General features: G+C 71.4%; 23 protein-coding genes and 1 pseudogene. 11 read left to right on the top strand and 13 right to left on the bottom strand.

What is annotated here, in order from left to right; translation table 11 throughout:
• Nucleotides 1–51 precede the first annotated feature (51 nt).
• Together recQ and ACZ59A_RS31495 are read right to left on the bottom strand one after the other, a co-directional pair.
• On the bottom strand, nucleotides 52–1,926 hold the full coding sequence (gene recQ, locus ACZ59A_RS31500) for a DNA helicase RecQ (protein ID WP_470965676.1): 1,875 nt from the start codon (nucleotides 1,924–1,926) through the stop codon (nucleotides 52–54).
• A gap of 34 nt (nucleotides 1,927–1,960) precedes the next feature.
• Nucleotides 1,961–2,506 carry a YceI family protein gene (locus ACZ59A_RS31495; RefSeq protein WP_470966507.1) on the bottom strand — a complete coding sequence of 182 codons (546 nt, stop codon included), beginning with the start codon at nucleotides 2,504–2,506 and terminating at the stop codon, nucleotides 1,961–1,963.
• A gap of 247 nt (nucleotides 2,507–2,753) precedes the next feature.
• On the opposite strand from ACZ59A_RS31495, the gene ACZ59A_RS31490 reads away from it, so the two are divergent.
• A complete protein-coding gene (locus tag ACZ59A_RS31490) occupies nucleotides 2,754–3,302 on the top strand; it encodes a snapalysin family zinc-dependent metalloprotease (RefSeq protein WP_470965673.1) in 549 nt (182 codons plus the stop codon).
• Between the two features lie 66 nt (nucleotides 3,303–3,368).
• On the opposite strand, the gene ACZ59A_RS31485 is transcribed toward ACZ59A_RS31490, so the two are convergent.
• The gene (locus tag ACZ59A_RS31485; RefSeq protein ID WP_470965670.1) at nucleotides 3,369–4,160 is read right to left on the bottom strand and encodes a DeoR/GlpR family DNA-binding transcription regulator; all 792 of its coding nucleotides are present in this window, start codon (nucleotides 4,158–4,160) and stop codon (nucleotides 3,369–3,371) included.
• A 224-nt stretch (nucleotides 4,161–4,384) separates the two neighbouring features.
• Between ACZ59A_RS31485 and ACZ59A_RS31480 the strand changes: the two genes are divergently transcribed.
• Nucleotides 4,385–5,155 carry an HpcH/HpaI aldolase family protein gene (locus ACZ59A_RS31480; RefSeq protein WP_470965667.1) on the top strand — a complete coding sequence of 257 codons (771 nt, stop codon included), beginning with the start codon at nucleotides 4,385–4,387 and terminating at the stop codon, nucleotides 5,153–5,155.
• A 415-nt stretch (nucleotides 5,156–5,570) separates the two neighbouring features.
• Here ACZ59A_RS31480 and rox read toward each other — a convergent pair whose 3' ends face one another.
• From rox to ACZ59A_RS31440, 8 genes are all read right to left on the bottom strand, one after another.
• Complete coding sequence (gene rox / locus ACZ59A_RS31475) at nucleotides 5,571–6,998, bottom strand: rifampin monooxygenase (protein ID WP_470965664.1); 1,428 nt, start codon at nucleotides 6,996–6,998, stop codon at nucleotides 5,571–5,573.
• A 184-nt stretch (nucleotides 6,999–7,182) separates the two neighbouring features.
• Entirely contained in the window at nucleotides 7,183–8,172 is a 990-nt protein-coding gene (locus ACZ59A_RS31470) for a zinc-dependent alcohol dehydrogenase family protein (protein WP_468044262.1), read from the bottom strand.
• Nucleotides 8,169–9,047, bottom strand: coding sequence for a carbohydrate ABC transporter permease (locus tag ACZ59A_RS31465; RefSeq protein ID WP_470965661.1), 879 nt, complete (start codon nucleotides 9,045–9,047; stop codon nucleotides 8,169–8,171). Before ACZ59A_RS31465 ends, ACZ59A_RS31470 begins: the two co-directional genes overlap by 4 nt.
• Entirely contained in the window at nucleotides 9,044–10,009 is a 966-nt protein-coding gene (locus ACZ59A_RS31460) for a carbohydrate ABC transporter permease (protein ID WP_470965658.1), read from the bottom strand. Before ACZ59A_RS31460 ends, ACZ59A_RS31465 begins: the two co-directional genes overlap by 4 nt.
• Nucleotides 10,002–11,357 carry an ABC transporter substrate-binding protein gene (locus ACZ59A_RS31455; RefSeq protein WP_470965655.1) on the bottom strand — a complete coding sequence of 452 codons (1,356 nt, stop codon included), beginning with the start codon at nucleotides 11,355–11,357 and terminating at the stop codon, nucleotides 10,002–10,004. The genes ACZ59A_RS31460 and ACZ59A_RS31455 overlap by 8 nt, the downstream gene beginning before the upstream one ends.
• Nucleotides 11,358–11,425: 68 nt before the next feature.
• A complete protein-coding gene (locus ACZ59A_RS31450) occupies nucleotides 11,426–12,187 on the bottom strand; it encodes a DeoR/GlpR family DNA-binding transcription regulator (protein WP_468044254.1) in 762 nt (253 codons plus the stop codon).
• A gap of 276 nt (nucleotides 12,188–12,463) precedes the next feature.
• On the bottom strand, nucleotides 12,464–13,837 hold the full coding sequence (locus ACZ59A_RS31445; protein ID WP_470965652.1) for a 6-phospho-beta-glucosidase: 1,374 nt from the start codon (nucleotides 13,835–13,837) through the stop codon (nucleotides 12,464–12,466).
• Nucleotides 13,834–14,595 carry a DeoR/GlpR family DNA-binding transcription regulator gene (locus ACZ59A_RS31440; protein WP_470965649.1) on the bottom strand — a complete coding sequence of 254 codons (762 nt, stop codon included), beginning with the start codon at nucleotides 14,593–14,595 and terminating at the stop codon, nucleotides 13,834–13,836. The genes ACZ59A_RS31445 and ACZ59A_RS31440 overlap by 4 nt, the downstream gene beginning before the upstream one ends.
• A gap of 121 nt (nucleotides 14,596–14,716) precedes the next feature.
• Between ACZ59A_RS31440 and ACZ59A_RS31435 the strand changes: the two genes are divergently transcribed.
• Genes ACZ59A_RS31435 through ACZ59A_RS31420 form a run of 4 tightly spaced genes read left to right on the top strand, consistent with a single transcriptional unit; the run spans nucleotide 14,717 to nucleotide 18,997 of the window.
• Nucleotides 14,717–15,826, top strand: coding sequence for a carbohydrate kinase family protein (locus ACZ59A_RS31435; RefSeq protein ID WP_470965646.1), 1,110 nt, complete (start codon nucleotides 14,717–14,719; stop codon nucleotides 15,824–15,826).
• A gap of 11 nt (nucleotides 15,827–15,837) precedes the next feature.
• Entirely contained in the window at nucleotides 15,838–17,271 is a 1,434-nt protein-coding gene (locus ACZ59A_RS31430; protein WP_470965643.1) for an extracellular solute-binding protein, read from the top strand.
• Nucleotides 17,268–18,176 (top strand): carbohydrate ABC transporter permease, encoded by a 909-nt coding sequence (locus tag ACZ59A_RS31425; protein ID WP_470965640.1) that lies wholly within the window; start codon nucleotides 17,268–17,270, stop codon nucleotides 18,174–18,176. The genes ACZ59A_RS31430 and ACZ59A_RS31425 overlap by 4 nt, the downstream gene beginning before the upstream one ends.
• Nucleotides 18,173–18,997: a carbohydrate ABC transporter permease gene (locus ACZ59A_RS31420; protein WP_470965637.1), complete on the top strand. Its 825-nt coding sequence runs from the start codon at nucleotides 18,173–18,175 to the stop codon at nucleotides 18,995–18,997. The genes ACZ59A_RS31425 and ACZ59A_RS31420 overlap by 4 nt, the downstream gene beginning before the upstream one ends.
• Here ACZ59A_RS31420 and ACZ59A_RS31415 read toward each other — a convergent pair.
• A complete protein-coding gene (locus ACZ59A_RS31415) occupies nucleotides 18,987–19,778 on the bottom strand; it encodes a DUF72 domain-containing protein (RefSeq protein ID WP_470965635.1) in 792 nt (263 codons plus the stop codon). The two genes, ACZ59A_RS31420 and ACZ59A_RS31415, sit on opposite strands and share 11 nt — an antisense overlap.
• Before the next feature lie 90 nt (nucleotides 19,779–19,868).
• Between ACZ59A_RS31415 and ACZ59A_RS31410 the strand changes: the two are divergent.
• The 5 genes and pseudogenes from ACZ59A_RS31410 to ACZ59A_RS31390 all read left to right on the top strand — a co-directional run.
• Nucleotides 19,869–20,510, top strand: a pseudogene (locus tag ACZ59A_RS31410) (phosphoribosyltransferase); the annotation flags it as partial.
• 38 nt (nucleotides 20,511–20,548) lie between these two features.
• Nucleotides 20,549–20,818: a DUF1876 domain-containing protein gene (locus tag ACZ59A_RS31405; RefSeq protein WP_468044235.1), complete on the top strand. Its 270-nt coding sequence runs from the start codon at nucleotides 20,549–20,551 to the stop codon at nucleotides 20,816–20,818.
• Between the two features lie 154 nt (nucleotides 20,819–20,972).
• Nucleotides 20,973–21,719, top strand: a complete 747-nt coding sequence (locus ACZ59A_RS31400) for a DUF4232 domain-containing protein (RefSeq protein ID WP_470965631.1) — start codon at nucleotides 20,973–20,975, stop codon at nucleotides 21,717–21,719.
• 97 nt (nucleotides 21,720–21,816) lie between these two features.
• On the top strand, nucleotides 21,817–21,993 hold the full coding sequence (locus tag ACZ59A_RS31395) for a hypothetical protein (protein WP_470965628.1): 177 nt from the start codon (nucleotides 21,817–21,819) through the stop codon (nucleotides 21,991–21,993).
• The gene (locus tag ACZ59A_RS31390; protein WP_470965625.1) at nucleotides 21,990–23,762 is read left to right on the top strand and encodes an HEXXH motif domain-containing protein; all 1,773 of its coding nucleotides are present in this window, start codon (nucleotides 21,990–21,992) and stop codon (nucleotides 23,760–23,762) included. Before ACZ59A_RS31395 ends, ACZ59A_RS31390 begins: the two co-directional genes overlap by 4 nt.
• A gap of 22 nt (nucleotides 23,763–23,784) precedes the next feature.
• On the opposite strand, the gene fxsT is transcribed toward ACZ59A_RS31390, so the two are convergent.
• A partial coding sequence (gene fxsT, locus ACZ59A_RS31385; protein WP_470965622.1) for an FxSxx-COOH system tetratricopeptide repeat protein occupies nucleotides 23,785–26,058 on the bottom strand: 2,274 nt, incomplete at its 5' end.

The following is a 26,058-nucleotide window of genomic DNA, read 5'->3' as shown; positions in this document are numbered from 1 at the left end:
TCATGCCAAAGCCCCGCCCCGACCAGCGGGGCGGGGCTTCGGCGGCCGCCGTCAGGACGCCAGCGTGTCCAGGATCTGCTGCCCGTACTTGAGCAGCTTGTTCTCGCCGACCCCGTTCACCGCGCCCAGCTCGTCCAGCGTCGAGGGGACCACGGTCGCGATCTCGCGCAGCGTCGCGTCATGGAAGATCACATACGCGGGCACACCCTGCTCCTTCGCGGTCGCCGCCCGCCAGGCGCGCAGCCCCTCGAAGACCGGCACCGCCTCCTCCGGCAGATCGACCACGGCCTTGCGGGGCTTCGACGACGACCCGGCCGCGCCCGTCTTCGCCGACTTCCCGGCGCGCGTCTTCTCGGGCTCGCGCCGCAGCCTGACCTCGCGCTGCTGCCCCAGCACCTCGGCGCTCCCGTCCGTGAGCACCAGCGTGCCGTAGTCGCCCTCGACGCCGATCAGCCCCTGGGCCAGCAACTGCCGCACCACACCGCGCCATTCGGCCTCGCGCAGCTCGGTGCCGATGCCGAACACCGACAGCGCGTCATGGTCGAACTGGATGACCTTGGCCGTCTTCTTGCCGAGCAGAATGTCGATCACCTGTCCGGCGCCGAACTTCTGGTTCCGCTCCCGCTTGAGCCGGACCACCGTCGACAGCAGCTTCTGCGCGGGGATGGTGCCGTCCCAGGACTCCGGCGGCGTCAGACACGTATCGCAGTTGCCGCACGCGGTGCTCTGCTGGCCGAAGTAGGCGAGCAGCTGCACCCGGCGGCACTCGACGGTCTCGCACAGGGCGAGCATCGCCTCCAGATGCGCACCCAGCTTGCGCCGGTGGGCGTCGTCGCCCTCGGAGGTGTCGATCATCTTCCGCTGCTGGATCACGTCCTGGAGCCCGTACGCCAGCCAGGCGGTGGACGGCAGCCCGTCCCGCCCGGCGCGGCCCGTCTCCTGGTAGTAGCCCTCGACGGACTTGGGCAGATCCAGATGGGCGACGAACCGCACGTCCGGCTTGTCGATGCCCATGCCGAACGCGATCGTCGCCACCACGACCAGGCCGTCTTCCCGCAGGAAGCGGGCCTGGTTCTCGGCGCGGACCGAGGCGTCCAGGCCCGCGTGATAGGGCACCGCCTCGACTCCGTTGCTCACCAGGAACTCGGCCGTCTTCTCCACCGAGGCGCGGGAGAGGCAGTAGACGATTCCGGCGTCGCCCGGGTGCTCGGTGCGCAGCAGCTCCAGCAGCTGCTTCTTCGGCTCGTTCTTCGGGGCGATCCGGTACTGGATGTTGGGGCGGTCGAAGCTCGCCACGAAGTGGTGGGCGTCCTGAAGCTTCAGCCGGGACGCGATCTCGCCGTGGGTGGCCTCGGTGGCGGTCGCCGTCAGCGCGATCCGGGGCACCGTGGGCCAGCGCTCGTGCAGCTCGGACAGGGCCAGGTAGTCGGGCCGGAAGTCGTGCCCCCACTGGGCCACACAGTGTGCCTCGTCGATGGCGAAGAGCGAGACCGTACCCCGGTCCAGCAGCCGCAGCGTGGACTCCACGCGCAGCCGCTCGGGCGCGAGGTAGAGCAGATCCAGCTCGCCCGCCAGGAACTCGGCCTCCACCAGCCGCCGCTCGTCCAGGTCCTGGGTGGAGTTGAGGAACCCGGCCCGTACGCCGACGTTCCGCAGGGCGTCGACCTGGTCCTGCATCAGCGCGATCAGCGGCGAGATGACGACCCCGACGCCCTTCCGCACGAGCGCCGGGATCTGGTAGCACAGCGATTTGCCGCCGCCGGTCGGCATGAGGACCAGTGCGTCACCACCGGTTATCACATGCTCGATGATCTCCTGCTGGCCTCCCCGGAACGCGTCATAGCCGAAGACGCGGTGCAGCACGCGCAGGGCTTCGCTGCCATCGGGGCCGTTGACGACGTCGGGTCCGTTTTCGGGAAGAGCCATCCGGCGATTCTAGAGGTCCCGGGGCGGGCCCTGGTCAACGGCGGGTGAACCGCGCGGTGACGTCCATCGTGGCGGGGCCCGGCATCATCCCCAGCTGGTTGAAGGTCATGCCGAAGTCGGCGCGCTCGATGTCGACCTCGGCGGTGAGCGTCGCGGCGTCGGCGGTGGCCTCGGTGAGCCGCGCCGTGAAGGACAGGGGGCGGGCGCGGCCGAGGATGGTCAGCTCACCCTCGACCCGGACGGTGGCGTCCTCGCCGGGCACCGCGCCCGAGACCACGAAGACGATCTCGGGGTGGTGCTCCACATCGAGGAAGTCCGCGCTGCGCAGATGGGTGTCGCGCTTGGCGTTCCGGGTGTCCAGCGACGCGGCGTCGATGGTCAGGGTGCCCTGTGCGGAGCCGCCCGCCAGCACCTCGCCCTCCCCGCTGACGCCGGTGAAGACGCCGCGCACCTTGACCAGTCCCCAGAACGTCCGGTGCCGGACGCGCACCGTGGTGCCCGCCGGGTCCAGGACCCAGCGGCCCGCCCCGATGGCGGACGGCGAGACGGGGGTACGGGCAGTGTCGGCGGCGTCCGCCATGGCGGTCACGTCCTCGTCGGTAGGGGGCACGTTGCCCCTGCAGCTTACGGAGAACACGTGGTGCGGCGGGAGGGATCTGGCCAGGAGATCTGCGATCCGCCGCCGCGCCCCGCCGCGCCGACCCCGATGTGACGCGGTGACGGGCGAACAGGTTGGATGGGGGCGGGCGTGGGCACAGTGGCCGTTGGGACGTGACGGTTCGTCATGTCCACGCCCAGATGGATCCTTTCCCCACGAGGAGGCCCATGTGAGAACCAGCAGGCTCGTCCGTGCTCTACCCGCCGCCGCCCTCACGGCGGTGCTCGCCCTGGCGGGCGGTCAGGCGGTGGCCGCCCCGGCGCCCACCACCGAGGCCGCGCGCGTGGTCACCTATGACGCCGGAGGGGCCGCCGAGTTCAAGGACGCCGTGACCAAGGGTGCGGCGGTCTGGAACCAGAGCGTAAAGAACGTGCAGCTCAAGCCGGTGGCCTCCGGCCAGCGGGCCAACCTCCGCATCGTCGCGGACAACGGCTGGCCCCGCGCCTCGGTCACCGCCCTCGGCAGCGGCACGATCTACTTCGGACGGCAGGCCGTGGACGAGGGCCACAACACCGTACGGATCGCTTCGCACGAGATGGGCCACATCCTGGGCCTGCCCGATGTGAAGCCGGGGCCCTGCTCCAGCCTGATGTCCGGCGCGAGCGCCGGTACGTCCTGCACCAACGCGAACCCCAACGCGGCCGAGAAGGCCGAGGTCGAGGACGCGTTCGCGCTCCTGGAGAAGTCCGGCGCGACGGCACGTACGTACAAGGACTGACCGGGGCGACCGGGCGATACAGGTGGGCGGGCCGGGGGCGGACTCCCGGCCCGCCCGCTCCCGTCCTCACACGGTGATCACTTCCGTGTCGGGGAGGGCGCGGAACGGTTCGAGCTGGTCATCGGTGGCGCCGCTGTCGGTGACCAGCGTCCAGGGCCGGTCCAGCGGGGCCCAGGCGCTGAACGGGGACTGGCCGAGCTTGCTGCTGTCGGCGAGCACATACACCTCGCGGCCGCGGTCGGCCATCATCTCCTTCAGCGAGGTCTGCTGCAGACTGGCCTCGCATATCCCGCGCCGCGCGTCGAGCCCGTCGGCGCCCAGGAAGACCTTGTCCGCGGTGAGCCGGGACAGGGTGAGTTCGGCGAGCGGGCCCACGAAGCCCTGGCTGACATGGCGCAGCGTCCCCGCGAGCGTGATCAGCTCGATGCCGTCCACCTCGGCCAGCGTGCGCAGCGCGGTCAACCCGCTGGTGATGACGGTGACTTCGGTACGGGCGCGCAGATGGTGGGCGAGGCGGCCGGTGGTGGTGCCCGCGTCCAGGATGACGGTGTCGCCCTGCGCGATCCGCTCGGCCGCCCACCGTCCGATGCGGTCCTTCTCGTCGACCGCGAGCCCGCTGCGCTGCCCGAGTGTCGGCTCGGCGGTGTGCCCCGCGCTCATCGCCCCGCCGTAGGTGCGGGCGATGGTGCCCTGCTCGGTGAGCAGGGCGAGGTCCCGGCGGATGGTGGAGGGGGTCACCTCCAAGGAGCGCGCCAGTGCCTCGACCACGACCGTGCCATCGGTCCGGATGGTGCGGGCGATCAGTTCCCGGCGGTCAGCGGCGCGCAGTCGCCCCTGGCCTTCCCCGTTGGATGTCATCTTCGCCTGCCATCCTCTCCGCGCCTTCCGCGACTCTGCGTGACTGGGGGAGAACACTACCAGTCTGCGCGTTCCGCGCTGTTTCGTCGGCGGCATCGCCCAGAGTCTTGCGCGTTACGTGCAAACGCCCGAGCGTCTCGCTCATAACACGCACGTAGCTCGTCGACGAGGCGCCCTTGTCCCCTTGTCGACCCGACGGGAGAAAACGAGAGAAGCTGTACACCATGAATGCTTCCCCCGCCGACTTCGCGTCCCGGCTCCGCGCACGCCAGCGGATCCTCGGCTACTGGGTCGTCCTCGACAACCCGGTCGGCACCGAGCGGCTGGCCGGGCTGGGCTACGACTACGTGTGCGTCGACGCCCAGCACGGGCTGCTCGACTACAAGGGCACCCTCGGCACGATGACCGCCATCGATGCCCGCGGCACCGCCGCCGGAATGGTGCGCGTCCCCGCCAACGACGGCTTCTGGATCGGCCAGGCCCTGGACGCGGGCGCCCGCGGCGTCATCGTCCCCCTGGTCAACACCGCCGAGCAGGCCGCCGCCGCGGTGAGCGCCTGCCGCTACCCCCCGCTCGGTGTGCGCAGCTACGGACCGATGCGCTCCGGCCTGCGCGTCGGCCCCACCCCGGCCGAGGCGAACGAGCAGGTCGCCTGCGTCGTGATGATCGAAACGGCGGAGGCGCTGGGCAACACGGCGGAGATCTGCGCGACGGAGGGGCTGGACGGCGTCTACATCGGCCCGTCCGACCTCACGATCGCCCTCGGCGGGCGGACGTCCACGGACCCGGCGGTGGCGGAACGGTTCGACGCGGCCCTGACGAAGGTCGCGCAGGCCGCGCGGGCGGCCGGGATCGCGGCCGGGATCCACTGCCCGGACGGCGCCACGGCCGCCAAGCGGCTGGCCGAGGGCTTCACGTTCGCCACGGTCAGCAGTGACCTGGTCCACCTGGAGCAGGCCGCCGCGGCCCACCTCCGCGACGCCAACGCTGGCTAGGTCATGTCCGGCGGATCTTCGTGGATCCGCCGGACAGGGCCTAGGCGCGGAGCTGCTTCCCGCCGAGGCCCCGCCCTCCCCGAAACCGGGGCCTGCCCCGGCCCCCGGCCCTGTCGGCAGGGGGCGGACGCGCTGAACCCGCGTGGCCTCGGAGCGACGGCGACCGGCCCCGCCCGCTCGGGGCGCAGCCGCGCGGTGAGGTGCCGGGCGCACCGAATTGGTGTGGCGTCGGGACGGCGCGACGAACGAGCCCGGCTTGTGCGGGGCGTAGCTGTGCGGTCAGCTGACCGGGGCGCTGGGCCAGTGTGGCGTCGGGGCGGTGGCGGCGATCGGGCCGCGCCAGTTTCGGCGTGCCGAACCACCGGGGGCGGGGCGGCGCGACGTATGGGCACCCGTTCGGGACGCGGGGGCGGGGTCAGGCGGTGGGGTTCCCGAACCAGCGGGGCAGGTGGCTGAGCAGGGCCGTCTGGTCCTCGCCTGCCCAGGCCACGTGGCCGTCCGGGCGGAGGAGCACGGCGGGGGCCGTCAGTTCCTCGGTAGTGTCGGCTACGTGGTCGATCCGGTCCGCCCAGCCCGTCACCGACAGGCGGCCGGTCTGGTCGAGGAGCAGGCCGCGGCCGCGGTGCATCAGCTCGTACAGGCGCCCCCGCTTCAGTGCCACGTCGCGCAGCCGCCTGCCGAGCAGTTCGTGGCCCTCGCCGAAGTCGTAGCGGACCGAGAGCGCACTGATCTTCTCGATCAGGTAGCGGTTGACGTCTTCGAAGTCCATCAGCTCCGCCACCAGGCGGCGCACCGCCTGGGCGCCCGGCCCGGTGGACAGCAACTCGGTCTGCGCGCGGGTGTTGTCCAGCACCGCGGCGGCCACCGGGTGGCGTTCGGTGTGGTAGCTGTCGAGCAGCCCGTCCGGCGCCCACCCGGCGACCTCGGCGGCCAGCTTCCAGCCGAGGTTGAACGCGTCCTGGATGCCGAGGTTGAGGCCCATTCCGCCGGTCGGCGGGTGGATGTGGGCCGCGTCGCCCGCCAGCAGCACCCGGCCGACGCGGTAGCGCTCGGCCTGCCGGGTGGCGTCGCCGAAGCGGGAGAGCCAGCGTGGTGAGTGGGCGCCGAAGTCGGTGCCCGCGAGCGCGCGTACCCGTTGCTTCAGTCCGGCGAGGGTCAGCGGCGCCGTGCGGTCCTCGGCCAGCCCTTCGGCGGGCACGATGAGGCGGTACACCCCGTCGCCCATGGGCATGGTGCCGAACCGCTTCTGGGTCTTGCGGACTTCGGCCACCACGGCGGCCAGTTCCTCCGGCGGCACGGCCACTTCCACCTCGCCGAGCAGCGTCTCGGTCCTGCTGGGCTCGCCGGGGAAGCCGACGCCGAGCAGCTTGCGCACCGTGCTGCGGCCGCCGTCGCAGCCGACGAGGTAGCGCGAGCGCAGCCGGGTGCCGTCGGCCAGCTCGGCGGTCACCCCGTGCCCGTCCTGGCTCAGCCCGACCAGTTCGTGGCCGCGCCGGATCTCGGCGCCGAGTCCGGTGGCGTGTTCGGCCAGCAGCCGTTCGGTGGTGCTCTGCGGGATGCCGAGGACGTAGGAATGCGCGGTGTCCAGCCGCTCGGGCCACGGCTTGTCGATGCCCGCGAAGAAACCGCGAGCCGCATGCCGCGTCCCGAGCGCGAGGAACCGGTCCAGCAGACCGCGCTGGTCCATCATCTCGACGCTGCGCGCGTGGATGCCGAGCGCGCGGGACTGGCCGGTCGGCTCCGGCAACTTCTCCAGCACGAGCACCCGCACACCGTGCAGCCGCAACTCGCCCGCCAGCATCAGACCGGCCGGTCCGCCACCGACCACGATCACGTCAATCATGAAACCCCCCACGTGGACACGTCGAACGATCGGCAATTCTGCGGGGGGACGGGGGCCTTGCCGCAAGGCCCCCGGTGCGCTATATGTTAAGAGTGGCGGGGAGTGGCTACGCCCCCGCGCTCGCGACCAACGGTGATGGCCCAGGCCCCGTGGTGCGGGCCTGGGCCATCCTTCGCGTCTACGGCTACGGCTCGACCACGATCTTGCGGCCCTGGCCGGACCGGAACTGCTCCAGTGCCTCGGGGTACTCGGCGAGCGGCATCCGGTGGCTGATGAAGATCTTCGGGTCGAGGACGCCGGAGGCGAAGAGACCGGCGGCGCGTTCGTAGCTGTGCAGGACCGCCATCGAGCCGGTGATGGTGATCTCCTGGTTGTAGATCTTGTACGGCTCGATGGTGGCGCGGGTCGCGTAGTCGGAGACGCCGAACTGCAGGAACGTGCCCGCCTTGGCGACCCGGCCCAGCCCGTCCTGGATGGCGGCCTGGTTGCCGGTGGCGTCGATGACCACGTCCCAGCCGCGGGGCTGGTCGAGTTCGTCGGCCGAGGCCCCGGCGCGGGAACAGCCGAGAGTCTTGGCGGTGGACAGCCGCTCGGGGTTGACGTCGAGGACGTCGACGCTGGTGGCGCCGGTCCGCTTGGCCAGCTCCAGCATCATCAACCCCATCGTGCCGGAGCCGTAGATGAGCACCTCGGCGCCCAGGTTGCCGCTGAGGACGTCATAGCCGCGCACCGCGCAGGACAGCGGCTCGATGAGGGCCGCGTCGGCGACGTCCACGTGCTCGGGCAGCTTGACGCAGTTGGCCACCGGCGCGACGGCGAACTCGGCGGCGCCGCCGGGGACGCTGACCCCGATGGCGTTCCAGTTGTCGCACAGGTTGCCCCGGCCGATGCGGCAGTAGCGGCATTCGTGGCAGTGCAGGGAGGGGTCGACCGCGACCCGGTCGCCGACCGCCACCTCGGTGACGTCCTTGCCGATGCCGACGACCTCTCCGGCGAACTCATGGCCGGGGACGATCGGCAGGGTGGGCGCGAACTCGCCCTGGAGGATGTGCAGATCGGTTCCGCACAGCCCGCAGGCCGCCACGTCGACGACGACCTCGCGGGGCCCCGGGGTCGGATCCGCGACCGTGGCGACGGTGACCTTGCCGGGCGCTTCGATGACGGCGGCCCTCATTTGACTGCTCCTAGCGACAGGCCCTGGACGAGTTTGTCCTGGGCGGCGAACCCCGCGGCGAGCACCGGCAGGGAGATGACGATCGACGCGGCGCACACCTGGGCCAGGAACAGCCCCTGGCTGGTGACGAAGCCGGTCAGGAAGGCCGGTGCGGTCTGGGCGACCACACCGGTGAGCACCTGGGCGAACAGCATCTCGTTCCAGCTGAAGATGAAACAGATCAGCGAGGTGGCGGCGATGCCGGGCCCGGCGATCGGGGCGACGACCCGCCACAGGATGGTCGTCAGCCGCGCCCCGTCCATCTGGGCGGCCTCGATGATGGACACGGGGATGTCGGCGAGGAAGGACTGCATCATCCACACGGCGATCGGCAGGTTCATCGACGTGTAGAGGATGACGAGCAGCCAGACGTTGTCCAGGAAGCCGATGTTCTTCGCGAACAGATACACCGGCAGCAGCCCGGCCACCACGGGAAGCATCTTGGTGGACAGGAAGAAGAACATGACGTCGGTCCACTTGCGGACCGGCCGGATCGACAGCGCGAACGCGGCCGGAAGCGCCAGCACCAGCACGAAGAGGGTGGAGAAGACGGACGTGCCCACCGAGTTGAGCAGCGCGGGCCAGGGGCTGGCCCCGCCGTCCACGCCGAAGAACGCCTTGTAGCCGTCGAGGGTCAGCGGGGCGGCCAGCGAGGGCGGGTTGGTGGCGGCGTCGCTCTCGGAGTGGAACGAGGTGAGCAGCATCCACAGGACCGGCAGGACGAACAGGATGCCGATGAACCAGGCCAGCAGGCCGAGCGCGGCACCGCGGCGCTTGGCCCGCCGGGCGGCGGGCGGCTCCGAGGTGATGGCTCCGGGGGCGGTCAGGGTGGTCATGCGCGGGACGCCTCCTCACGGAAGAGGGACGACACCACGCGCAGCGCGAAGGTGGCGATGATGATCGTGCCGATCACGACCAGGACACCCGCCGCCGATGCCAGCCCGTACTCATGGGCGTTGTAGAAGGTTTCGTAGATCGTGTAGGGGAGGTTGGCGGTGTCGAGCCCGCCGCGGGTGAGGGTGAACACGGCGTCGAAGTTCTGCACGATGTAGATCGACCCGAGCAGGGTGCCCAGCTCCAGATAGCGCCGCAGATGGGGCAGGGTCAGAAAGCGGAAGATCTGCCAGTTGCTCGCGCCGTCCAGCCGGGCCGCCTCGATCATGTCCAGCGGTCGGCTCTGCAGTCCGGCCAGCAGGATGAGCATCATGAACGGTGTCCACTGCCAGATCAGCGACGCCTCCACGGCCATCAGCGGCATATCGCTCAGCCATTCCGGCTGGGGTCCGCCCAGCCAGTTGAGCACGCCGTTGAACAGCCCGTACTCGGGGTTGTACAGCGCATGCTTCCACAGCAGTGCCGAGGCCACCGGCACCAGCAGGAACGGCGCGATGAGCATCGTACGGACGAGCCCCCGGCCGCGGAACTTGCGGTCCAGCAGCAGCGCCAGCGCCAGCCCCAGCACCACGCTGACGATGACCACGGTAGCGGTCAGCAGCACGGTGGTGACGATCGACTCGCGCAGCGCCGGGTCGCTCGCCACCGTCTGGTAGTTCTCCAGCCCGGCGAACTCGCGGTTGTCGGGGCGGAACGAGTTCCAGTCGAAGAGGGAGATCACCAGCGTCGCCACGAACGGCAGCTGGGTGACCACGAGCAGAAAGATCAGTGCGGGCAGCAGCGGTGCCCGGGTGGCCCACTCCCGGGCCCGGTTCCTCGGTGGCCGGGAGGGCTTCCGGGAGGCGGTGGCCACGGTCGGCGGGCGCTCGCCGCGGACGGGGACCGCCGTTGTCGGATTACTCATCTCGGTACTCCTCGCCCACCTTCTCGGCCAGCTTCTGCGACGTCTTCAATGCCTCGTCGACGGACTGTTTCCCGGCGATGGCGGCGCTGATCTCCTGGGCAACCTTGGTGCCGAGATCGGCGAATTCGGGGATGTCAACGAACTGGATGCCGATGGTCGGCCGTTCCTGCACCCCGGGATCGCGCGGCTTCGCGCTGGTGATGGCCTTTCGGGTGACCTCGGAGAAGGCACCCGCGGATTTGCGGTATTCCTGGTTGGCGTAGGTGGAGGCCCGCTTTCCCGCGGGCACGTTGGACCAGCCGAAGGTCTTGCCGACCAGGTTCTCGTACTCCTTGCTGGAGGCCCAGGAGATGAACTTCCACGCCTTGTCGGAGTTGCGCGAGGCCTTCTGGATGCCCCAGGCCCAGGTGTAGAGCCAGCCCGAGCTGTCGGTCTTCTCCACCGGCGCCTGGACGTAGCCGATCTTGCCCTTGACGGGGGACTTGGCGCCCTCCAGCGACCCGGCCGCCGAGGTGGCGTCGTACCACATGGCGCTCTTGCCCTGGGTGAGGTTGTTCAGGCACTCGGCGAAGCCGGATTGAGAAGCACCGGCCTCGCCGTGCTTGCGCACCAAGTCGACATAGAACTTGGTCGCCTTGACGAACTCCGGCGAGGTCAGCTGCGCCTTCCAGTCCTTGGTGAACCAGGTGCCGCCGAAGGTGTTCACCACAGTGGTGAGCGGGGCCATCAGCTCGCCCCAGCCGGGCAGCCCGCGCAGACAGATGCCGTTCATCCCCTTGCGGGCGCCGTCGGCCTTGGCCGCGAGATCCGCCACCTGGTTCCAGGTGGGCCGCGCGGGCATCTTCAGGCCCTTCTCGGCGAAAATGTCCTTGCGATACATCAGAAACGACGATTCGCCGTAGAACGGCTCCGCGTACAACTGGCCGTCACCGGCTGTCAGGGACTGGCGCATCGGCGGAAGAATGTCCTTCTGGCCGAATGACTTGTCCTTGGCGACATGGTCGTCCAGCGGCATCAGCCAGCTGTTCTCGGCGTAGAACGGCACCTCGAAATTGCTGATCGTGGCGACGTCGTACTGCCCGGCCTGATTGGAGAAGTCCTGACTGATCTTGTCGCGGACATCGTTCTCCGGCAGCACCGTGAACTTGACCTTGATGCCCGTTTCCTTGGTGAAGTGCTTCGCGGTCAGCTTCTGCAGATCCATCATCTGGGGGTTGTTCACCATCAGCACATTGATGGTGTTGCCGCCGGAGCTGCCGCCGCCCATACCGGCGCACCCCGCGAGGAGCGCGCCCGCGGTCAAGGCCACGACCGGTATCCGGGCAGCACGAAGGGTCAGGACTGGCATAACAAATCCAATCGGAGGGACGTGGGGGAGGAGGGGGGGGGACGTGCGGGAGGCGGGGCGGTGTGGGGTCAGACCCGGAGGATCTGCGGACCCAGCAGCGAATACCGGTGGGCTTCGGTCACGGGAAGCCCGGTATCGGTCACGATGGTTTCGAAGTCGGACACGTCCGCGAACCGGCAGAAGCTGACGGCCCCGAACTTGGTGTGCACCCCGGAGAAGATCTTGCGCCGGGACACCCGGACCACCTGCGCCTTGACCTCGCTGACCGCCGGGTCGGGGGTGGTGAGCCCGTACTGCCGGGAGATGCCGTTGGCGCCGATGAACGCCAGGTCGATGACGAAACCGGCGAGCATGTGGGTGGCCCAGTGGTCGACGGTGGCCATGGTGCCGCCGCGGACCCGCCCGCCGAGCAGCAGCACCGTGGTGTTCTCGCGGCCCGCGAGCCCGCTCGCGGTCGCGAGGGACGCGGTGATCACGGTCAGCGGCCGGTCCCGGGGCAGGGCCTCGGCGATCAGCTGCGGGGTGAAGCCCTCGTCGATGTAGACCGTCTCGGCGTCGCCCAGCAGCTCGGCGGCGGCGGTCGCGATCCGCGACTTCTCCGGGACGTGCATGGTGGTGCGGAACGCGAGGGTGGTCTCGAAACCGGCGCTCTCCACGGGGTACGCGCCGCCATGGGTGCGCCGGACCAGACCGTGCTGCTCCAGCACCCGCAGATCGCGGCGCACCGTCTCCTTGGACACCCCGAGGTCCGCGGCGAGCTTGCCGACGTCGACGACTCCGGCACGCCGCGCCATGTCGAGGATCTCCCGACGGCGTTCCTCCGCGTCCACACCGCATCACCTGCTTCTCTTCGGCCTTGGCCAGAAGTTTTACAAGCGCGCAACGGGGGAGGCCAGGCTTGGCACGGGGCAGATCATGACCGGATGTGCCCGTTTCCCGAACGTTATCTCAGCAGGTCAGCTTCGGTAAGTGGGTACGCGGCGAGGATCGCGGACGCCCGGGTCGGCACGGGGCGTGCCCGTTTCCCGCCCGCTTCCGAAAACCCGACCGAAAAGCAGCCCGTTCGGGCGTGATCAAGGTCTAGGGAAAGCCCGTTCGGACATGTGCTACGCCGTCGCCGGCAGCCCCGAGGCGTCGAGAATGCGGCTCGCCACGTTGACCGAGTCGACCAGCGGATGCAGCGCGAGGGCGCGCAGGGCCGCGCCCCGGGCGGCGGCGGTGCCACCGGCCCCGGCCGTCCCGGCTGCCTCCGCCGCCTCGACCGTCGCGCGTTCGACCGCCTTCAGCGTCAGCATCAGCCCGAGCTGGTCCGGGGCCACCGCGCCGGTGGCCATGGGGCGCGCCCCGCCCGCGTCCACCAAGCAGGGCACCTCCACCACCGCGTCCGCCTCCAGCCCGGGGACGGCCGAGCGGTTGGCGACATTGAGGATCAGCGTGGTGCGCTCGTCGCGGGCGATGGCCCGCATGATGGCCAGCGCGATCCGGTCGTAGCCGCCGCCGTCCAGATCGCAGGAGTCGCGCTCCCAGCCGCCGGTGGCCTCCCGGCTCTCGGCCAGATACGTGGTCTCGCGCTCCAGCCGGGTCCGCTCCCAGGCGCCGAGCGCCCCGCCCTCGGCGGTGCGGGCCGTCTCGTAGAACCGGGCCTGCTGCTCGCGCAGGAACTCCCCCCGGGTGGCCGGGGCCTGCCGGATGGAGGCCACCGCCTCGCGGTTGAAGTAGTAGTAGTGCAGATATTCGTTGGGCAGGGCGCCCAGGGTCTGCAGCCACTCCGCCCCGAACAGCTTGCCCTCCTCGAAGGACTCCAGCGCTCCGGCGTCGGCCAGCAGCTCGGGCATCCAGTCCCGGCCGTCCACCACCACGCCCCGCAGCCAGCCGAGGTGGTTGAGGCCCACGTAGTCGTAGACGGCCCGGTCCGGGTCCAGGCCCAGCGCCCGCGCCGCCCGGCGGCACAGCCCGACGGGTGAGTCACAGATGCCGATCACCCGGTCGCCCAGCACCCGCCGCATCGCCTCGGTGACCATGCCCGCGGGGTTGGTGAAGTTGATGACCCAGGCGTCCGGGGCCACGGCGGCGATCCGCTCGGCGATCCGCGTCGCCACCGGCAGGGTGCGCAGCCCGTACAGCACCCCGCCCGCACCGACGGTCTCCTGCCCGAGGACACCCTCGCCGAGCGGGATCCGCTCGTCGCGGGCGCGGCCCTCCAGGCCGCCGACCCGGATCGCCGAGAACACGAAGTCGGTGCCGCGCAGCGCGTCGTCGAGGTCGGTGGTGGCCCGCACCGCGGGGGCGGCGGGCCGGCCGGCCGGGCGGTCCTTCGCCTGCTCGGCCAGAACCGCGCCGATCGCGTCCAGCCGGCGGGGGTCGGTGTCGTACAGGACCAGCTCGGTGCAGCGCCCGGCGTCGTCCCCGGTGTCCTCCAGCAGCGCCCGGTACACCAGCGGCATCCGGAAACCGCCGCCGCCCAGCACGGTCAGCCTCATACGGTCACTACCTCCACATCGGCCGCTCGGAACACATCGAGCGTCGCCGGATCGGCCGTCTTGTTGGTGATCAGGGTGTCGATCTCCCGGGGGCCGCAGATCCGGGCCAGCCCGGTGTCGCCCGGGAACTTGCCCGCGGTGACCAGCAGCACCACCTCCCGGGCCGAGGCGAGCATGGCCCGCTTCACGGGCACCTCCACATGCGTGCTGTCCAGCACGCTGCCGTCGGAGAGCACCCCGCTCGCGCCGAGGAAGAGACGGCCCACGCGCAGCTGCCGGATGTTGGACTCGGTGAGGAAGCCGACCACGGAACGGTAGTTGGCGCGCACCTGCCCACCGAGCAGGATCAGCGTCACCTCGGGGTCGTCGCGCAGCTCGTCGTAGATCGCCAGATTGCTGGTCACGATGGTGACCGGACGGCCGCGCAGCAGCCGGGCGAGGTGGAGCGTGGTGGTGCCGATGTCCAGCAGCAGCACATCGCCGTCCGCGATCAGCTCCGCCGCGCACCGGGCCACGTCCGCCTTCTCCTCCGGCTCGTCGACCGCCACCTCGCCGAACGGGCGCTCCTCGTCCGGGGTGGGGGCGGCCACCGCGCCGCCGTAGACCCGGGTCAGCCGCCCGGCCCGGCCCAGTTCGGCGAGGTCCCGGCGGGCCGTGGCCTCGCTGATCTCCAGGCGCTTGGCGATCTCCCCGATCGGCAGCACGCCCTCCGCGCCGAGGATGCTCAGCAGCTTCTCGTGGCGGGTCTCTCGCAGCATGGTGGCAACGTACTCCACCTGAGCGACTCTGCGCGACTATGACCGACCTCTTGCACAAAGCCCCTCTGAGGTGCATGGTGTCGCTCATCCGACGTCACGACACACAAGGAAGGGCGCGCCGGTGAGCCCCACGTCCGCAGCCCCCGGTCCGATACAGCCGGTCGACCCGCTCGCCGCGCTGCGGACCCCCGCCGACCCCGAACACGACGTCTACCTCACCGGCACCGTCTTCCTGGACATCATCTTCACCGGCCTCGACCACGCCCCGGTGCGCGGCACCGAGTCCTGGGCCCGCGGCATGGGCTCCAGCCCCGGCGGCATCGCCAACATGGCCACCGCCCTCGCCCGCCTCGGCCTGCACACCACCCTCGCCGCGGCATTCGGCGCCGACGTCTACGGGGACTACTGCTGGGAGAGCCTGGCGCAGTACGAGGGCGTCGACCTCGCCCACTCCCGGCGCGTCCCCGGCTGGCACTCGCCGGTCACCGTGTCCATGGCGTACGAGGGCGAGCGCACCATGGTCACGCACGAACACCCCGCCCCGCCGCCCGCCACCCGGCCCGCGCCGCCCCGCTCCCGGGCGTGTGTGACCGCCTACGAACCGGGCCGCCAGGAGGACTGGGTGGGCCAGGCGCACGCCCAGGGAGCCAAGGTCTTCGCCGATGTCGGCTGGGACGAGTCCGGCCGCTGGGACCTGGCCACCCTCCCCGACCTGCCGTACACCCACGCCTTCCTGCCCAACGCCACCGAGGCACAGCGCTACACCCGCACCGACACGCCCGAGCGGGCGGTGCGCGCCCTGGCCGAGCTGGTGCCGATCGCGGTGGTCACCAGGGGAGCCGGGGGCGCCGTCGGCATCGACTCCCTCACCGGGGAGAGCGCCGAGGTGCCGGGCCTCGCCGTGGAAGCGCTCGACCCCACCGGGGCGGGCGATGTGTTCGTCGCCGGTTTCATGACCGGAACGCTCGCGGGCTGGCCGCTCGCCGACCGGCTCGCCTTCGCCAACCTCACCGCCGCCCTGTCCGTCCAGCACTTCGGCGGCTCGCTCGCCGCGCCCGGCTGGGCCGAGGTCGCCGCGTGGTGGGACCGTACGGCACGCTCGGCGGACCGCGAACTGGTGGCCCGCCACCGCTTCCTGGACGGCCTGATCCCGGCCGGCGCGCACGACTGGCCGCGGCTGCGGGCCCTGCCCACCATCGGCTTCCGGGCGGCCGACGCCCGCGGGGCCTGAAGGAGAACCGCATGGGATGTCCCCGCTACGGGGCGCGCCACCGGCCCGCACGAGCGCTCTCGGCCGTCCTCGCCCTCGGCGCCACCCTGCTCGCCGCGGGCTGTGTGCCCGGCACCGACGGCTCGGGGGCCGCCGGGTCCGGAACCGGTGCCGCCACCGCCGTACCCGACCCGAGAGGGGCCGGAAAGACCACGCTGACCGTGTGGGACCAGGAAATCCGCGGCGGCACGAACGGCGAAATCACCCAGCTGAACCGGGAGTTCGAGAAGAAGTACCCCAATGTGCGCATCAAGCGGGTGGCGCGCAGTTTCACCGATCTGAAGACCACGCTCAAGCTCGCCGTCTCCGGCAACAACCCGCCCGACGTCGTCCAAGCCAACCAGGGCTACCCGGACATGGTCTCCTTCGTCCGGGCCGGGCTGCTCGCCCCGCTCGACAACTACGCCGGGATCTACGACTGGAACACCCGCTACCCGAACACCCTCCTGAACCTCAACCGGGTCTCCGCCGACGGCACCGACTTCGGCCGCGGACGGCTCTACGGCATCTCCCAGACCGGCGAGTTCGTCGGCCTCTACTACAACAAGGACCTGCTGCGGAAGGCGGGCCTGAAGCCGCCGAAGACCTGGGACGAGTTCACCGCCGGGCTCGCCCGCCTCAAGGAGCGGGGCGAACTGCCCGTCCAGTTCGGCAACCTCGACAAGTACCCCGCGATCCACACCTTCGGGGTGCTCCAGGACCAGGAAGCCGCCGCCGCGACCCGCGACACCGTCCTCGGCCGCGGCACCGGCTTCGACACCGCGGCCACCAGGAACGCCGCCGCGACCCTCACCGACTGGATGAAGCGCGGGTATCTGCCGAAGGGTGCCAACGGCCTCGGATACGACGACGCGGCCAAGAAGTTCGCCTCCGGCGACGGCGCCTACCTGATGACCGGCACCTGGCTGCTGGCCGACCTCAAGAAGACGATGGGCGACAAGCTCGGGCTCATGCCCCCGCCGCCCGCGAAGCCCGGCGGCGCCCCCGTCACCACCGGCGGCCAGGGCCTCGCCTGGTCCGTCACCTCCCGCTCCCGCCACCCCGAAGTGGCCGCCGCCTACCTCGACTTCCTCACCAGCGCGCACGCCTCGGACGTCATGACCCGGCACGGAGTGCTGCCCGCCGTCCCCGGCCCGGCCGCGGCACGGGTCGCCCCGGACACCGTGGACGGCCAGATGATCGACGGCTGGAAGCGGCTCAGCGCCGTCGACGGCCTCGTCCCGTACCTCGACTACGCCACGCCCACCTTCTACGACACGCTCTCGGCCGCCCTCCAGGGCGTCGTCAGCGGCCAGACCTCCCCGGACAAGCTGGCCACCACCCTGCAGAAGGACTACGGCGCCTTCATGGGCAAGCAGCGGCAGCGCCACGCCCCGGCCGAGCCCGCACCGGCGGAGTCGCGATGAGGCCCACCGCCCCGATCAGGGGCTACCGCCGCCGTGCGCCCGGCGAACCGCGCGCCGTCGGCTATCTCTACATCCTGCCCGCGCTGCTCGTGTACGCGGTGTTCCTGCTCTACCCCTTCGGGCAGTCGGTGTGGCTGTCGTCCCTCCACTGGGACGGGCTGACCGCCGCCACCCCGGCCGGTTTCGACAACTACCGTGACCTGTTCGGCGACCCCGCGCTGCGCGCCCCGTTCGCCCACGCCCTGCTGCTGCTCGTGTTCTACTCGGCCCTGCCGGTGGCCATCGGGCTGCTGCTGGCGGCCGCGATGTCCCGGGTCCGGATCCACGGCATGACGTTCTTCCGCACCGTGCTGTTCCTGCCGCAGGTCCTGGCGCTCATCGTGGTCGCGGTGGCCTGGCGGTCCATCCTCGCCCCCGACGGACTGCTCAACGACACCCTGCGCGCGGTCGGTCTCGGCTCGCTCGCCCGCCCCTGGCTCGGCGACTACACCTGGGCGCTGCCCGCCGTCGGGGTCGTCGGCACCTGGGTGGGCACCGGGCTGTGCGTGGTGCTCTTCCTCGCCGGGGTCCAGCGCATCCCGCGCGAGCTGTACGAGGCGGCGCGGATCGACGGCGCCGGGCCGGTCCGGGAGTTCCTCGCCGTCACCCTCCCGGCCTTGAGGCCGCACATCGCGGTGGCGCTGACCCTGACCATCGTCGCGGGCCTGCGCAACTTCGACCTCATCTACGTCACGACCAGCGGCGGCCCCGGGAACGCCACCTCCGTACCCGCCTACGAGGTGTACCACCGGGCCTTCGAGACCAACCAGGTCGGCTCGGCCGCCGCCGTCGGGGTGGCGCTCACGGTCCTGATCTTCGCCCTCACCGTCACGGTCTCCCGGCTCGTGGAAGGGCGGAGGGCATGACCACACGCCTCGAACGCGGCCTCACCTACGCCCTTCTCACCCTGTTCGCCGTCTTCTCGCTCGTCCCCGTCGTCGGCATCCTCTCCACCGCCTTCGGCTCGCAGGGCTCCCTGGACACCGGCTTCTCGCTGCCGCGCGGCGGGCCGCACTGGGGCAACTTCGCCGACGCCTGGAGCCGCGGCCACTTCGGCACCTACCTCGGCAACTCGGTACTGGTCACCACGGCCGTGGTCGCGGCCACCACCGTGCTGGCGGTGCTCGCCGCGTACGCCTTCGGGGTGATGCGCTTCCCCGGCTCCACCCTGCTGTTCTACCTCTTCGTGATCGGGCTGACCCTGCCCCAGGAGGCCCTGGTCGTCCCGCTCTACTTCGATCTGCGGTACGCCGGACTCACCGACACCTACTGGGCGTTGATCCTTCCGCAGACCGCGCAGTCCCTGGCGTTCGGCGTGTTCTGGATGCGGACGTACTTCCGGGGCAGTGCGCGGGCGGTGATCGAGGCGGCCCGGATCGACGGGGCGAACAGCTGGACCACGCTGTGGCGGGTGCTGGTCCCGATGGGCCGTCCGGCGATCTCCACCATGGTCGTCATCACCTTCATGTGGACGTGGAACGAGTTCCTGATGGCGCTGGTGATGGTCAGCGACGAGGCCCATCGCACCGTCCCCCTCGGCCTCGCGTTCTTCCAGGGGCAGCACAGCTCGGATGCGTCGCTGCTCGCGGCGGCGTCGGTGCTCATCGCACTGCCGGTGGTGGTGGTCTACGTGGCACTCCAGCGCCGGTTCATCGAGGGCATGCTGGGCGGCGCGGTCAAGGAGTAGCGGCGCCCGGACCGCAGGCGGGCCGGAGCGCGGGCGTACGGCTGACCGCGCGGCCCGGCCCGGCGACGGCACGGGCGAAGACGACGGCGTCGTGGACCGCCGCCCCGCCCGTGTCATTGTTGAAGTACGCGTAGACGTCGGCCTCGCCGGGCCAGGTGTCCTGGATGCGGCGCGCCCAGGTGGCGAGCGCCCGGCGGCCGTAGCGCGGTGCGGGCTCGGCACGGCCGCCATGGAACCGTACGTACCCCCACCCGGCGGTCCGCCAGAGCGGGGCGGCCGGGCGCGAGCCCGCGTCCGCCCAGCACAGCGCGGCGCCGTGCTCCTCCAGCAGCGCCCGGATCTCCCCGGTCCACCAGGAGTCATGGCGCGGCTCGACCGCCACCCGGGTACCGGCCGGGAAGCAGGCGAGACAGGTGTCCAGCAGTCCGGGGTCGGCCCGCAGGGTCGGCGGGAGCTGGAGCAGGACGGGGCCCAGCCGGTCGCCGAGCCCGGCCGCGTGGGACATCAGCCGCGCCACCGGTTCCTTCGGGTCGCGCAGCCGCTTGATGTGGGTGAGATAGCGGCTGGCCTTGAGCGCCATCACGAACCCGTCGGGGGTGCGATCCCGCCACACGGCGAACTGATCGTGATCGGGAAGTCGATAGAACGCGTTATTGCTCTCGACCGTGGTGAAGCCCTTGGCGTACTCCTCCAGCCACAGCCGTAGCGGACAGTCGGCGGGGTAGAGAACACCGCGCCAGTCCTTGTACTGCCACCCCGAGGTGCCGACCAGGACGCCCATGCCTCCAGGGTGCCGGAGCGGCCGCCGGTTTGCGGCGCGGGGAATTGTCCGCTTGATTCGAAGGAGAGGAATACGTGCCGGGGGTGAGCGATGATCTTCACTGACCGGGTGGACGCCGGACGGCGTCTCGCCGAGCGGCTGAGGCCGCTGACCGAGGAGAAGCCCGTGGTGCTGGGGCTGCCACGGGGCGGGGTGCCGGTGGCCTTCGAGGTGGCCCGGGCGCTGAACGCCCCACTGGACGTGATCATCGTCCGTAAACTCGGCGTCCCCTCCCACCGCGAGCTGGGCTTCGGCGCCATCGGCGAAGGCGGGGTACGGGTCGTCCACGAGACGATCATCCGGATGAGCCGGGCGGACGAGGAAGAGATCGCCGAGGTGGAGCGGACCGAGCAGGCCGAGCTGGCCCGGCAGGCGCGGCGGTTCCGCGGCGACCGGCCGCGGATCCCGGTGGAGGGCCGTACGGCGATCATCGTGGACGACGGGATCGCGACCGGCGCCACGGCGCGGGCCGCCTGCCGGGTCGCCCGGGCCCAGGGGGCGGCCCGGTCCGTCCTGGCCGTGCCCGTGGCGCCGCCGGACGCGGTCGCGTCGCTGCGCGAGGACGCGGACGAGGTGGTGTGCCTGTCCACGCCGCCGGACTTCTCCGCGGTCGGCGAGTGGTACGAGGACTTTTCCCAGACCGGCGACGCCGAGGTGGTGGAACTGCTGACCAGGTCGACCGGACAGCGGGGGGAGGCGCATCCTGGAAGGTGACGCAGGAGGTGATCGTGATGGAGACGATCGTGGGATGCGACCTACAGATGGAATTCCGTGAGATCGGTCCGCTGACCGAGGCGGTCGTCCGGCTGCGGATGCACGACGGCACCGAGATGCTCGCCCAGGGCCGCGCGAACCGTAATCCCGACGACCCGGCACAGCCGCGGGTCGGCGAGGAGATCGCGGCGGCGAGGGCGCTGAGCAACCTGGCCCACCGGCTGATCGGCAAGGCGGGCGGCGACATCGAGGAAGTCACCCACAGCAAGGCACACCTGGCGATGTGACCGGCGGCTCCGGTGGCTCCCGGGTCACCGGGGCGCGGGCTGACCAGCGCGCGGAATTGCCGGGGAATGCGATCAATGTTCCCGGAGACATAAGGGCGTCCATGCGGGGAAGGGGGAGCCAAAAGAGAGCGGACACGACCCCGGGAGGTCGCTCATGGCGCAACGGAACGACACCACGACGCCCGGGCCCCGGCGGTCCCGGCCGTGGCCCTTATGCGCACTGCTCCTCGGCGCGATGGCCGTGGTGACGGCCTGCGGTGCCGACACCGGCGACCAGGGATCCGCGCCGCCCGGTTCGTCCGGCGCCTCGGGCAGCGGTGCCGCGGCCGCCTCGTCCGTCACCCGGTCCGCGGCGCACACCGGGCGCACGGCACCGCCCGTATCGCGCCCCGCGTCATCGCGCCACGCCTCCTCGCACCCCGCGACGCACCCCGCCTCCGGCTCCTCGTCGGCGGCGGTGGCGGACACCGCCGCGTCGCGTCCGGGCGCCCGGCGCATATGCCCCACCGAACAGCTGAGGCTCTCCCTCGGGCGGAAGGACGTGGGCGCGGGCAACGTGTACATGCCGCTGGTGCTCACCAACAAATCCACCACGGCCTGCACGCTCAGCGGCTTCCCCGGAGTCTCGCTGCTGGACTCCGCTGGCTCCGCGGTCGGCGACCCCGCCACCCGGCGCGGCGCCTCGCGCTCCACGGTCGCCCTGCCGCCGGGCGGCAGCGCCTCCACGATGCTGCACACCCTCAACGAGGGCACGACGGACAAACCGTGCTGGCGCACCCCCGCCCGGATCCGGGCCTATCCGCCGGACTCCTTCACCTCCATGACCGTGCCGGCGCACTCCTTCCGCGTCTGCGGTGGAGTGTTCGAGGTCGAGTCCGTCCACTCCGGTAAGGGCGCCTGACGCTGGCCGTGTTCACCCTTTCGCAATCATTAGGGGTAGGCCACCATAGGGATGCCTCACGTGAGGCGGTGTGGAACGTCCGGAGGAGGGCGGTGTCATGGAGCGAGTCGCGACCGAGGTCGAGACGGAGCTGCTGGACCTTTCGGGAGCGACACTGGAAGACCTCGACCGGGATGAAGGGATCGCCGCGGTGGCGCTGCGGCTGATCGGCGCCGTCCGGAACCCGGCGACGTCCGCCAGCTCCTCCGATGCGCAGCAGGGTTGCATTAGTTGACGGACTCCCGCCATCACTTATCGGCGCTGTGCTTCACCGAGCTGGCCGCGGGTTCGGGAAGCGCCTCATCCGTCGCCGAGCTGAGATCGGGTCAGCGCAGCCGCGCGATGCTGCTGTTGCGGGCACTGGTCGACGTGGCCGCCGCGCACCCCGCCCTGCCCGGCCCGCTGCCGCCCGCCGGGGAGGCCTGGCGGCTGCTGATACGAGCCGAGCGCCGTTCCCCGGCCGCCGTGGAGCGGCTGTTGCTGCATCCGCAGACGGGGGTGTGGCTGAGCCGGTGTCTGCGGCAGCTGCGCGGCCGGGAACCGGCGGACGCGCCCCTGTGGAGCGAGACCGGCTATCTGTACGCGATGGCGGCCTCGGCGGCGCTCCTCGCGGGCATCGACTTCCGCATCGCGGTCGTGGTGCGCGACGGCGGGGTGATGCTGCCCGCGCTGGGCTTCGCCCTCGTACCGGACCGCGCGCCGGACCTCGCCGAGGTGGTGCGTACGGCGGAGGGGACGGCGGCCGTGGTGGCCGGGCCGCACGCGGTGCCGCTGCCCGCTCCCGGCTTCGCCCGGGACGCCCCCGGGTGGCGCGGCCTGAGACGGCTGCGCGGTGACCATCAGGGCCACATCTGCTCGCCGTTCCTCGACGATCTCGACCCCTATCGCGACTTCTTCTGCCGCAGACCGCCGGACCAGCTCACCGACGACGCGTGGAAGCGCTGGCAGGAACGTTTCGCGGGCGCCTGGCGGCTGGTCGCCGAGCAGCGCAACGTGGATCCGTCGGGGGTCGCCGCCTGCATCGCCTCCGTGGTCCCCGTACCGTACGCGGCCCACCCCGAACCATTCAGCGCCTCGTCCCCGGAGGCATACGGCTGCGTCCTGATGAACGAGCCCGTGGACGAGCCGGACCTGGCCGCCGCGCTGGTGCACGAGGCCCAGCACATCAAGCTCAGCGCGCTGATGGATCTGGTGCCCCTGCTCGAAGGGGGACGGGAGGAGGTCCATCACGCGCCGTGGCGGCTGGATCCGAGGCCGCTGCGGGGGCTGCTGCAGGGGGTGTACGCGTTCCTGGGCGTGACCGGTTTCTGGCAGGACCGCCTGCGCCGTACGGACGGCGGGCCCGCGGGGGACACCGCCGCGTTCGAATTCGCCCTCCGGCGGGAGCAGACCGCCCACGGGCTGGAGACGCTGCGCACCCACGCCGAACTGACGCCCCTGGGACGGAGCTTCCTCGATCAGGTGGCGGAGCGGCTGGCCGACTGGCTCGTGGAGCCCGTCCCGTCCGTACCCCGGCGGCTGGCGGCGGATCTGGTCATCGACCACCGGCTCGTGTACCGCATGCGCCATCTGCGCCCCGAACCCGCGCCGCTCGCCCGGTGGGTACGGGCCTGGCGGACGCGCGGTACGCCGCCCCGGGAGGTGCCCCCCGCCTCGGTCGAGCCCGCCCCGGTGGAGACGGTGCCGCGGACGGCGCTCGCCAGGCTCCGGTTCACCGAACCGGAGCGGCTCCGGGCCGGGCAGGGCGGCGACGGCGCCGATCTCGCCTGGGCCAGGGGCGACCGGGCGGCCGCGCTGCACGGCTACCGCGGCCGGCTGGCCCGGGACCCGGACGATGTCGCGGCCTGGGCGGGCCTTGCCCTCACCCTGCCGGACGGCGCGGCCAGGACGGCGCTGCGCCGCGCGCCCGAGACCGTCCTCGCCGTCCACCGGGCGCTGCGGGACGACGGCGGCGAGGTGCCCGATCCGGCCGCGCTGGCGACCTGGATCGGGGACTCCCTCTGACGACTCCGACGACGGAGTGGTGTCAGAAGGCGATGGCCTCCACGTCGCAGTCGGCGCGGATGCCCCGGGCCGCCGCGACCGTGGCCGGGTGGCCGGGGGTCAGGACGGCGCGCATCCGGGCGAGGGAGTCGTTGTGCAGCTCCTCGGCGGACCGGCCCTCACCGAGCGCGCGCAGATCCCCGGACAGATTGACCGCGCAGGCCAGCGTGGTGGGGTGGTCCTCGCCCAGCCGTGACCGGCAGGCCGCGAGCGTCTCCGTGTCGAGGTCCCGCGCCTCCTGGTAGTCCGCCAGCGTGTAGTGGTCGCTGGCCAGATTGATCGCGCAGGCCAAGGCGATCGGATGGTCCGCTCCCAGCTGCTCGACCTGCACCGGCAGCGTCTCCTTGTTGAGCGCGAGCGCCGCCTCGGTATCTCCCAGCAGCCGCAGCGTGACGGCCAGGTCGATGGCCGCGCTCAGCGTCACCGGGTGCCGTGGCCCGAGCACGGACCGCATGTCGTCCAGGCAGGTGCGGCCCAGCTCACGGGCGCCGTCGAGGTCGGCGGTCTGGCGCAGGTCCATGGTCAGGTTCAGCGAGGTCGCCGTGATGTGGAGATTGGGCTCGCTGTAGCGCAGCCGATACCGCTCCAGGACCTCCCGGGTGACCTCCAGCGCCCCCTCGTGGTCGCCCGCCTTGCGGCGGGCCACGGCGAGGTTGCGCAGGGCGAAGACGCCGATCGGCGCGTTCTGCGGAAGCTGTCGGCGGACCCGGGCGCAGGTCTGCTCCAGCATGGTGCGGGCGGTCACGTAGTCGCCGCTCTCCCGGACGTCGATCGAGAGATTGGCCTCCAGCAGGATCGTCAGCAGCGAGTCCTCGCCCAGGACGACCTTGGCGATGTTGTGGGCTTTCTGGTCCACCTCGCGGGCGCGGGCGTAGTCACCGGCCGAGCGCAGCGCCAGGGCGTAGTCGTTCGCGGCGGCGATGGTGTACGGGTCCTCGTCGCCGAACAGCCGGATGGTCCGCCGCCAGCGGTCCTCCTCCAGTTCCACGGAGCGCGCGTAGTCACCCTGGTAGCGGGCGTCTTTGGCGACCGCCCCGATGGTGACCAGCGTGTTCTCGTGGTCGTCGCCGTGACCGGCGCGCGTCAGCTCGAGCGTCCGGCTGTTCAGCTCCCGGGCCTGCTCGAACTGGCCGAGCAGGGTGAGGACATGGCCGAGCGTGCGGGAGATGGCGAGCGTCTCCGGGTTGTCCTCGCCGAGCGAGACCAGCCACTTGTCCCGTACCCGGCTGCCGAGTTCGAGCGCGCCCCCGTGGTCGCCCCAGACATGGAGGAACCGGACCAGGTTGCGGACCATCTGCCGCACCCATTTGTCGTCGCAGTCCATCGCGCGAGAGGCCCGGACGTGCGACAGCAGGTCCGCGTAGCGGCTCCAGTTGGCGGGCGAGACGTCGTTGGGGTCACCGTAGGCCAGCAGCACATGGGCGCTGTGCCGCATGTCGGCCTGCTGCTGCGGGGACATCTGGCCGATCAGCACCGCCTGCACCAGCCGGTGCAGTTCGATGGTGTTGCTGCGGTGATTGATCTTGATCAGGGCGTAGCGGTTGATCTCCCGGATCGCATGACCGAGCTTGATCGGATCCTGAAGCACTTCCGACAGCTCGGGGGAGAGGGAGACACCCCGGATGCCCGAGAAGAGCCGCCGGGAGATGGGCTCGGGGGCGAAGAAGGAGCACATCTGGAGCAGTTGCAGGGCGCCCGGATGGTGCTCCGCGAGGCGACGCAGCGACATGTTCCAGGCGGCGGCGACCGGTTCGGGATAGTCGACCGGAACCCCGGCCGCCAGCAGCTCGTTGCGCCGGGTGCTGACGTCGGCCCGCTCGTCCTCGAAGACCTGGAGATACTCGTCGACCGGCATCCCCGTCTCGGTCAGCCACGCCGCCGCCTGCTCGATCGCCAGCGGCAGGTCGCCCAGGGTCTCGGCGACCCGGTCGGCCTGCTCGTGCGGCAGCTCCGGCCCCCGCCGCAGCAGGAGTTGGATGCTCTCCTCGCGCTCGAAGACATCCACCTCGACGGTACGGGCGGCCCGCGACCACTGGGCGTTCCGCGAGGTCACCAGGATGCGGCCGGGGCCGCCCGCGGGGAAGAACGGCCGGACCGTCTCCAGCTCCTCCGCGTTGTCGAAGACCAGCAGCCAGTTGCGGCAGGGGCGCCCGGTGCGCAGTGCGTCGAGCACGGTGGGCACCGCCGTGTTCGCCTCCATGCCCGCCTGCAGCCCGAGCCGGTCGGCGAGCTGCACCAGCGCCTGGCGGATCTGCTC

This window comes from Streptomyces sp. NPDC040405 (assembly GCF_055595765.1).
The sequence above is the reverse complement of the archived record's forward strand: the minus strand, read 5'-3'. Positions and strand labels throughout refer to the sequence as shown.

Bases quoted from the DNA above. Each gene is read 5' to 3' on its own strand.
- ACZ59A_RS31455 (WP_470965655.1), bottom strand. From the start codon at position 11,357: ATGCCAGTCCTGACCCTTCGTGCTGCCCGGATACCGGTCGTGGCCTTG.
- ACZ59A_RS31485 (WP_470965670.1), bottom strand. From the start codon at position 4,160: ATGACATCCAACGGGGAAGGCCAGGGGCGACTGCGCGCCGCTGACCGC.
- ACZ59A_RS31465 (WP_470965661.1), bottom strand. From the start codon at position 9,047: ATGACCACCCTGACCGCCCCCGGAGCCATCACCTCGGAGCCGCCCGCC.
- ACZ59A_RS31430 (WP_470965643.1), top strand. From the start codon at position 15,838: ATGGGATGTCCCCGCTACGGGGCGCGCCACCGGCCCGCACGAGCGCTC.
- ACZ59A_RS31460 (WP_470965658.1), bottom strand. From the start codon at position 10,009: ATGAGTAATCCGACAACGGCGGTCCCCGTCCGCGGCGAGCGCCCGCCG.
- ACZ59A_RS31495 (WP_470966507.1), bottom strand. From the start codon at position 2,506: ATGGCGGACGCCGCCGACACTGCCCGTACCCCCGTCTCGCCGTCCGCC.
- ACZ59A_RS31480 (WP_470965667.1), top strand. From the start codon at position 4,385: ATGAATGCTTCCCCCGCCGACTTCGCGTCCCGGCTCCGCGCACGCCAG.
- ACZ59A_RS31420 (WP_470965637.1), top strand. From the start codon at position 18,173: ATGACCACACGCCTCGAACGCGGCCTCACCTACGCCCTTCTCACCCTG.
- ACZ59A_RS31440 (WP_470965649.1), bottom strand. From the start codon at position 14,595: ATGCTGCGAGAGACCCGCCACGAGAAGCTGCTGAGCATCCTCGGCGCG.
- ACZ59A_RS31405 (WP_468044235.1), top strand. From the start codon at position 20,549: ATGGAGACGATCGTGGGATGCGACCTACAGATGGAATTCCGTGAGATC.
- recQ (WP_470965676.1), bottom strand. From the start codon at position 1,926: ATGGCTCTTCCCGAAAACGGACCCGACGTCGTCAACGGCCCCGATGGC.
- ACZ59A_RS31395 (WP_470965628.1), top strand. From the start codon at position 21,817: ATGGAGCGAGTCGCGACCGAGGTCGAGACGGAGCTGCTGGACCTTTCG.
- ACZ59A_RS31425 (WP_470965640.1), top strand. From the start codon at position 17,268: ATGAGGCCCACCGCCCCGATCAGGGGCTACCGCCGCCGTGCGCCCGGC.
- rox (WP_470965664.1), bottom strand. From the start codon at position 6,998: ATGATTGACGTGATCGTGGTCGGTGGCGGACCGGCCGGTCTGATGCTG.
- ACZ59A_RS31445 (WP_470965652.1), bottom strand. From the start codon at position 13,837: ATGAGGCTGACCGTGCTGGGCGGCGGCGGTTTCCGGATGCCGCTGGTG.
- ACZ59A_RS31470 (WP_468044262.1), bottom strand. From the start codon at position 8,172: ATGAGGGCCGCCGTCATCGAAGCGCCCGGCAAGGTCACCGTCGCCACG.
- ACZ59A_RS31415 (WP_470965635.1), bottom strand. From the start codon at position 19,778: ATGGGCGTCCTGGTCGGCACCTCGGGGTGGCAGTACAAGGACTGGCGC.
- ACZ59A_RS31400 (WP_470965631.1), top strand. From the start codon at position 20,973: ATGGCGCAACGGAACGACACCACGACGCCCGGGCCCCGGCGGTCCCGG.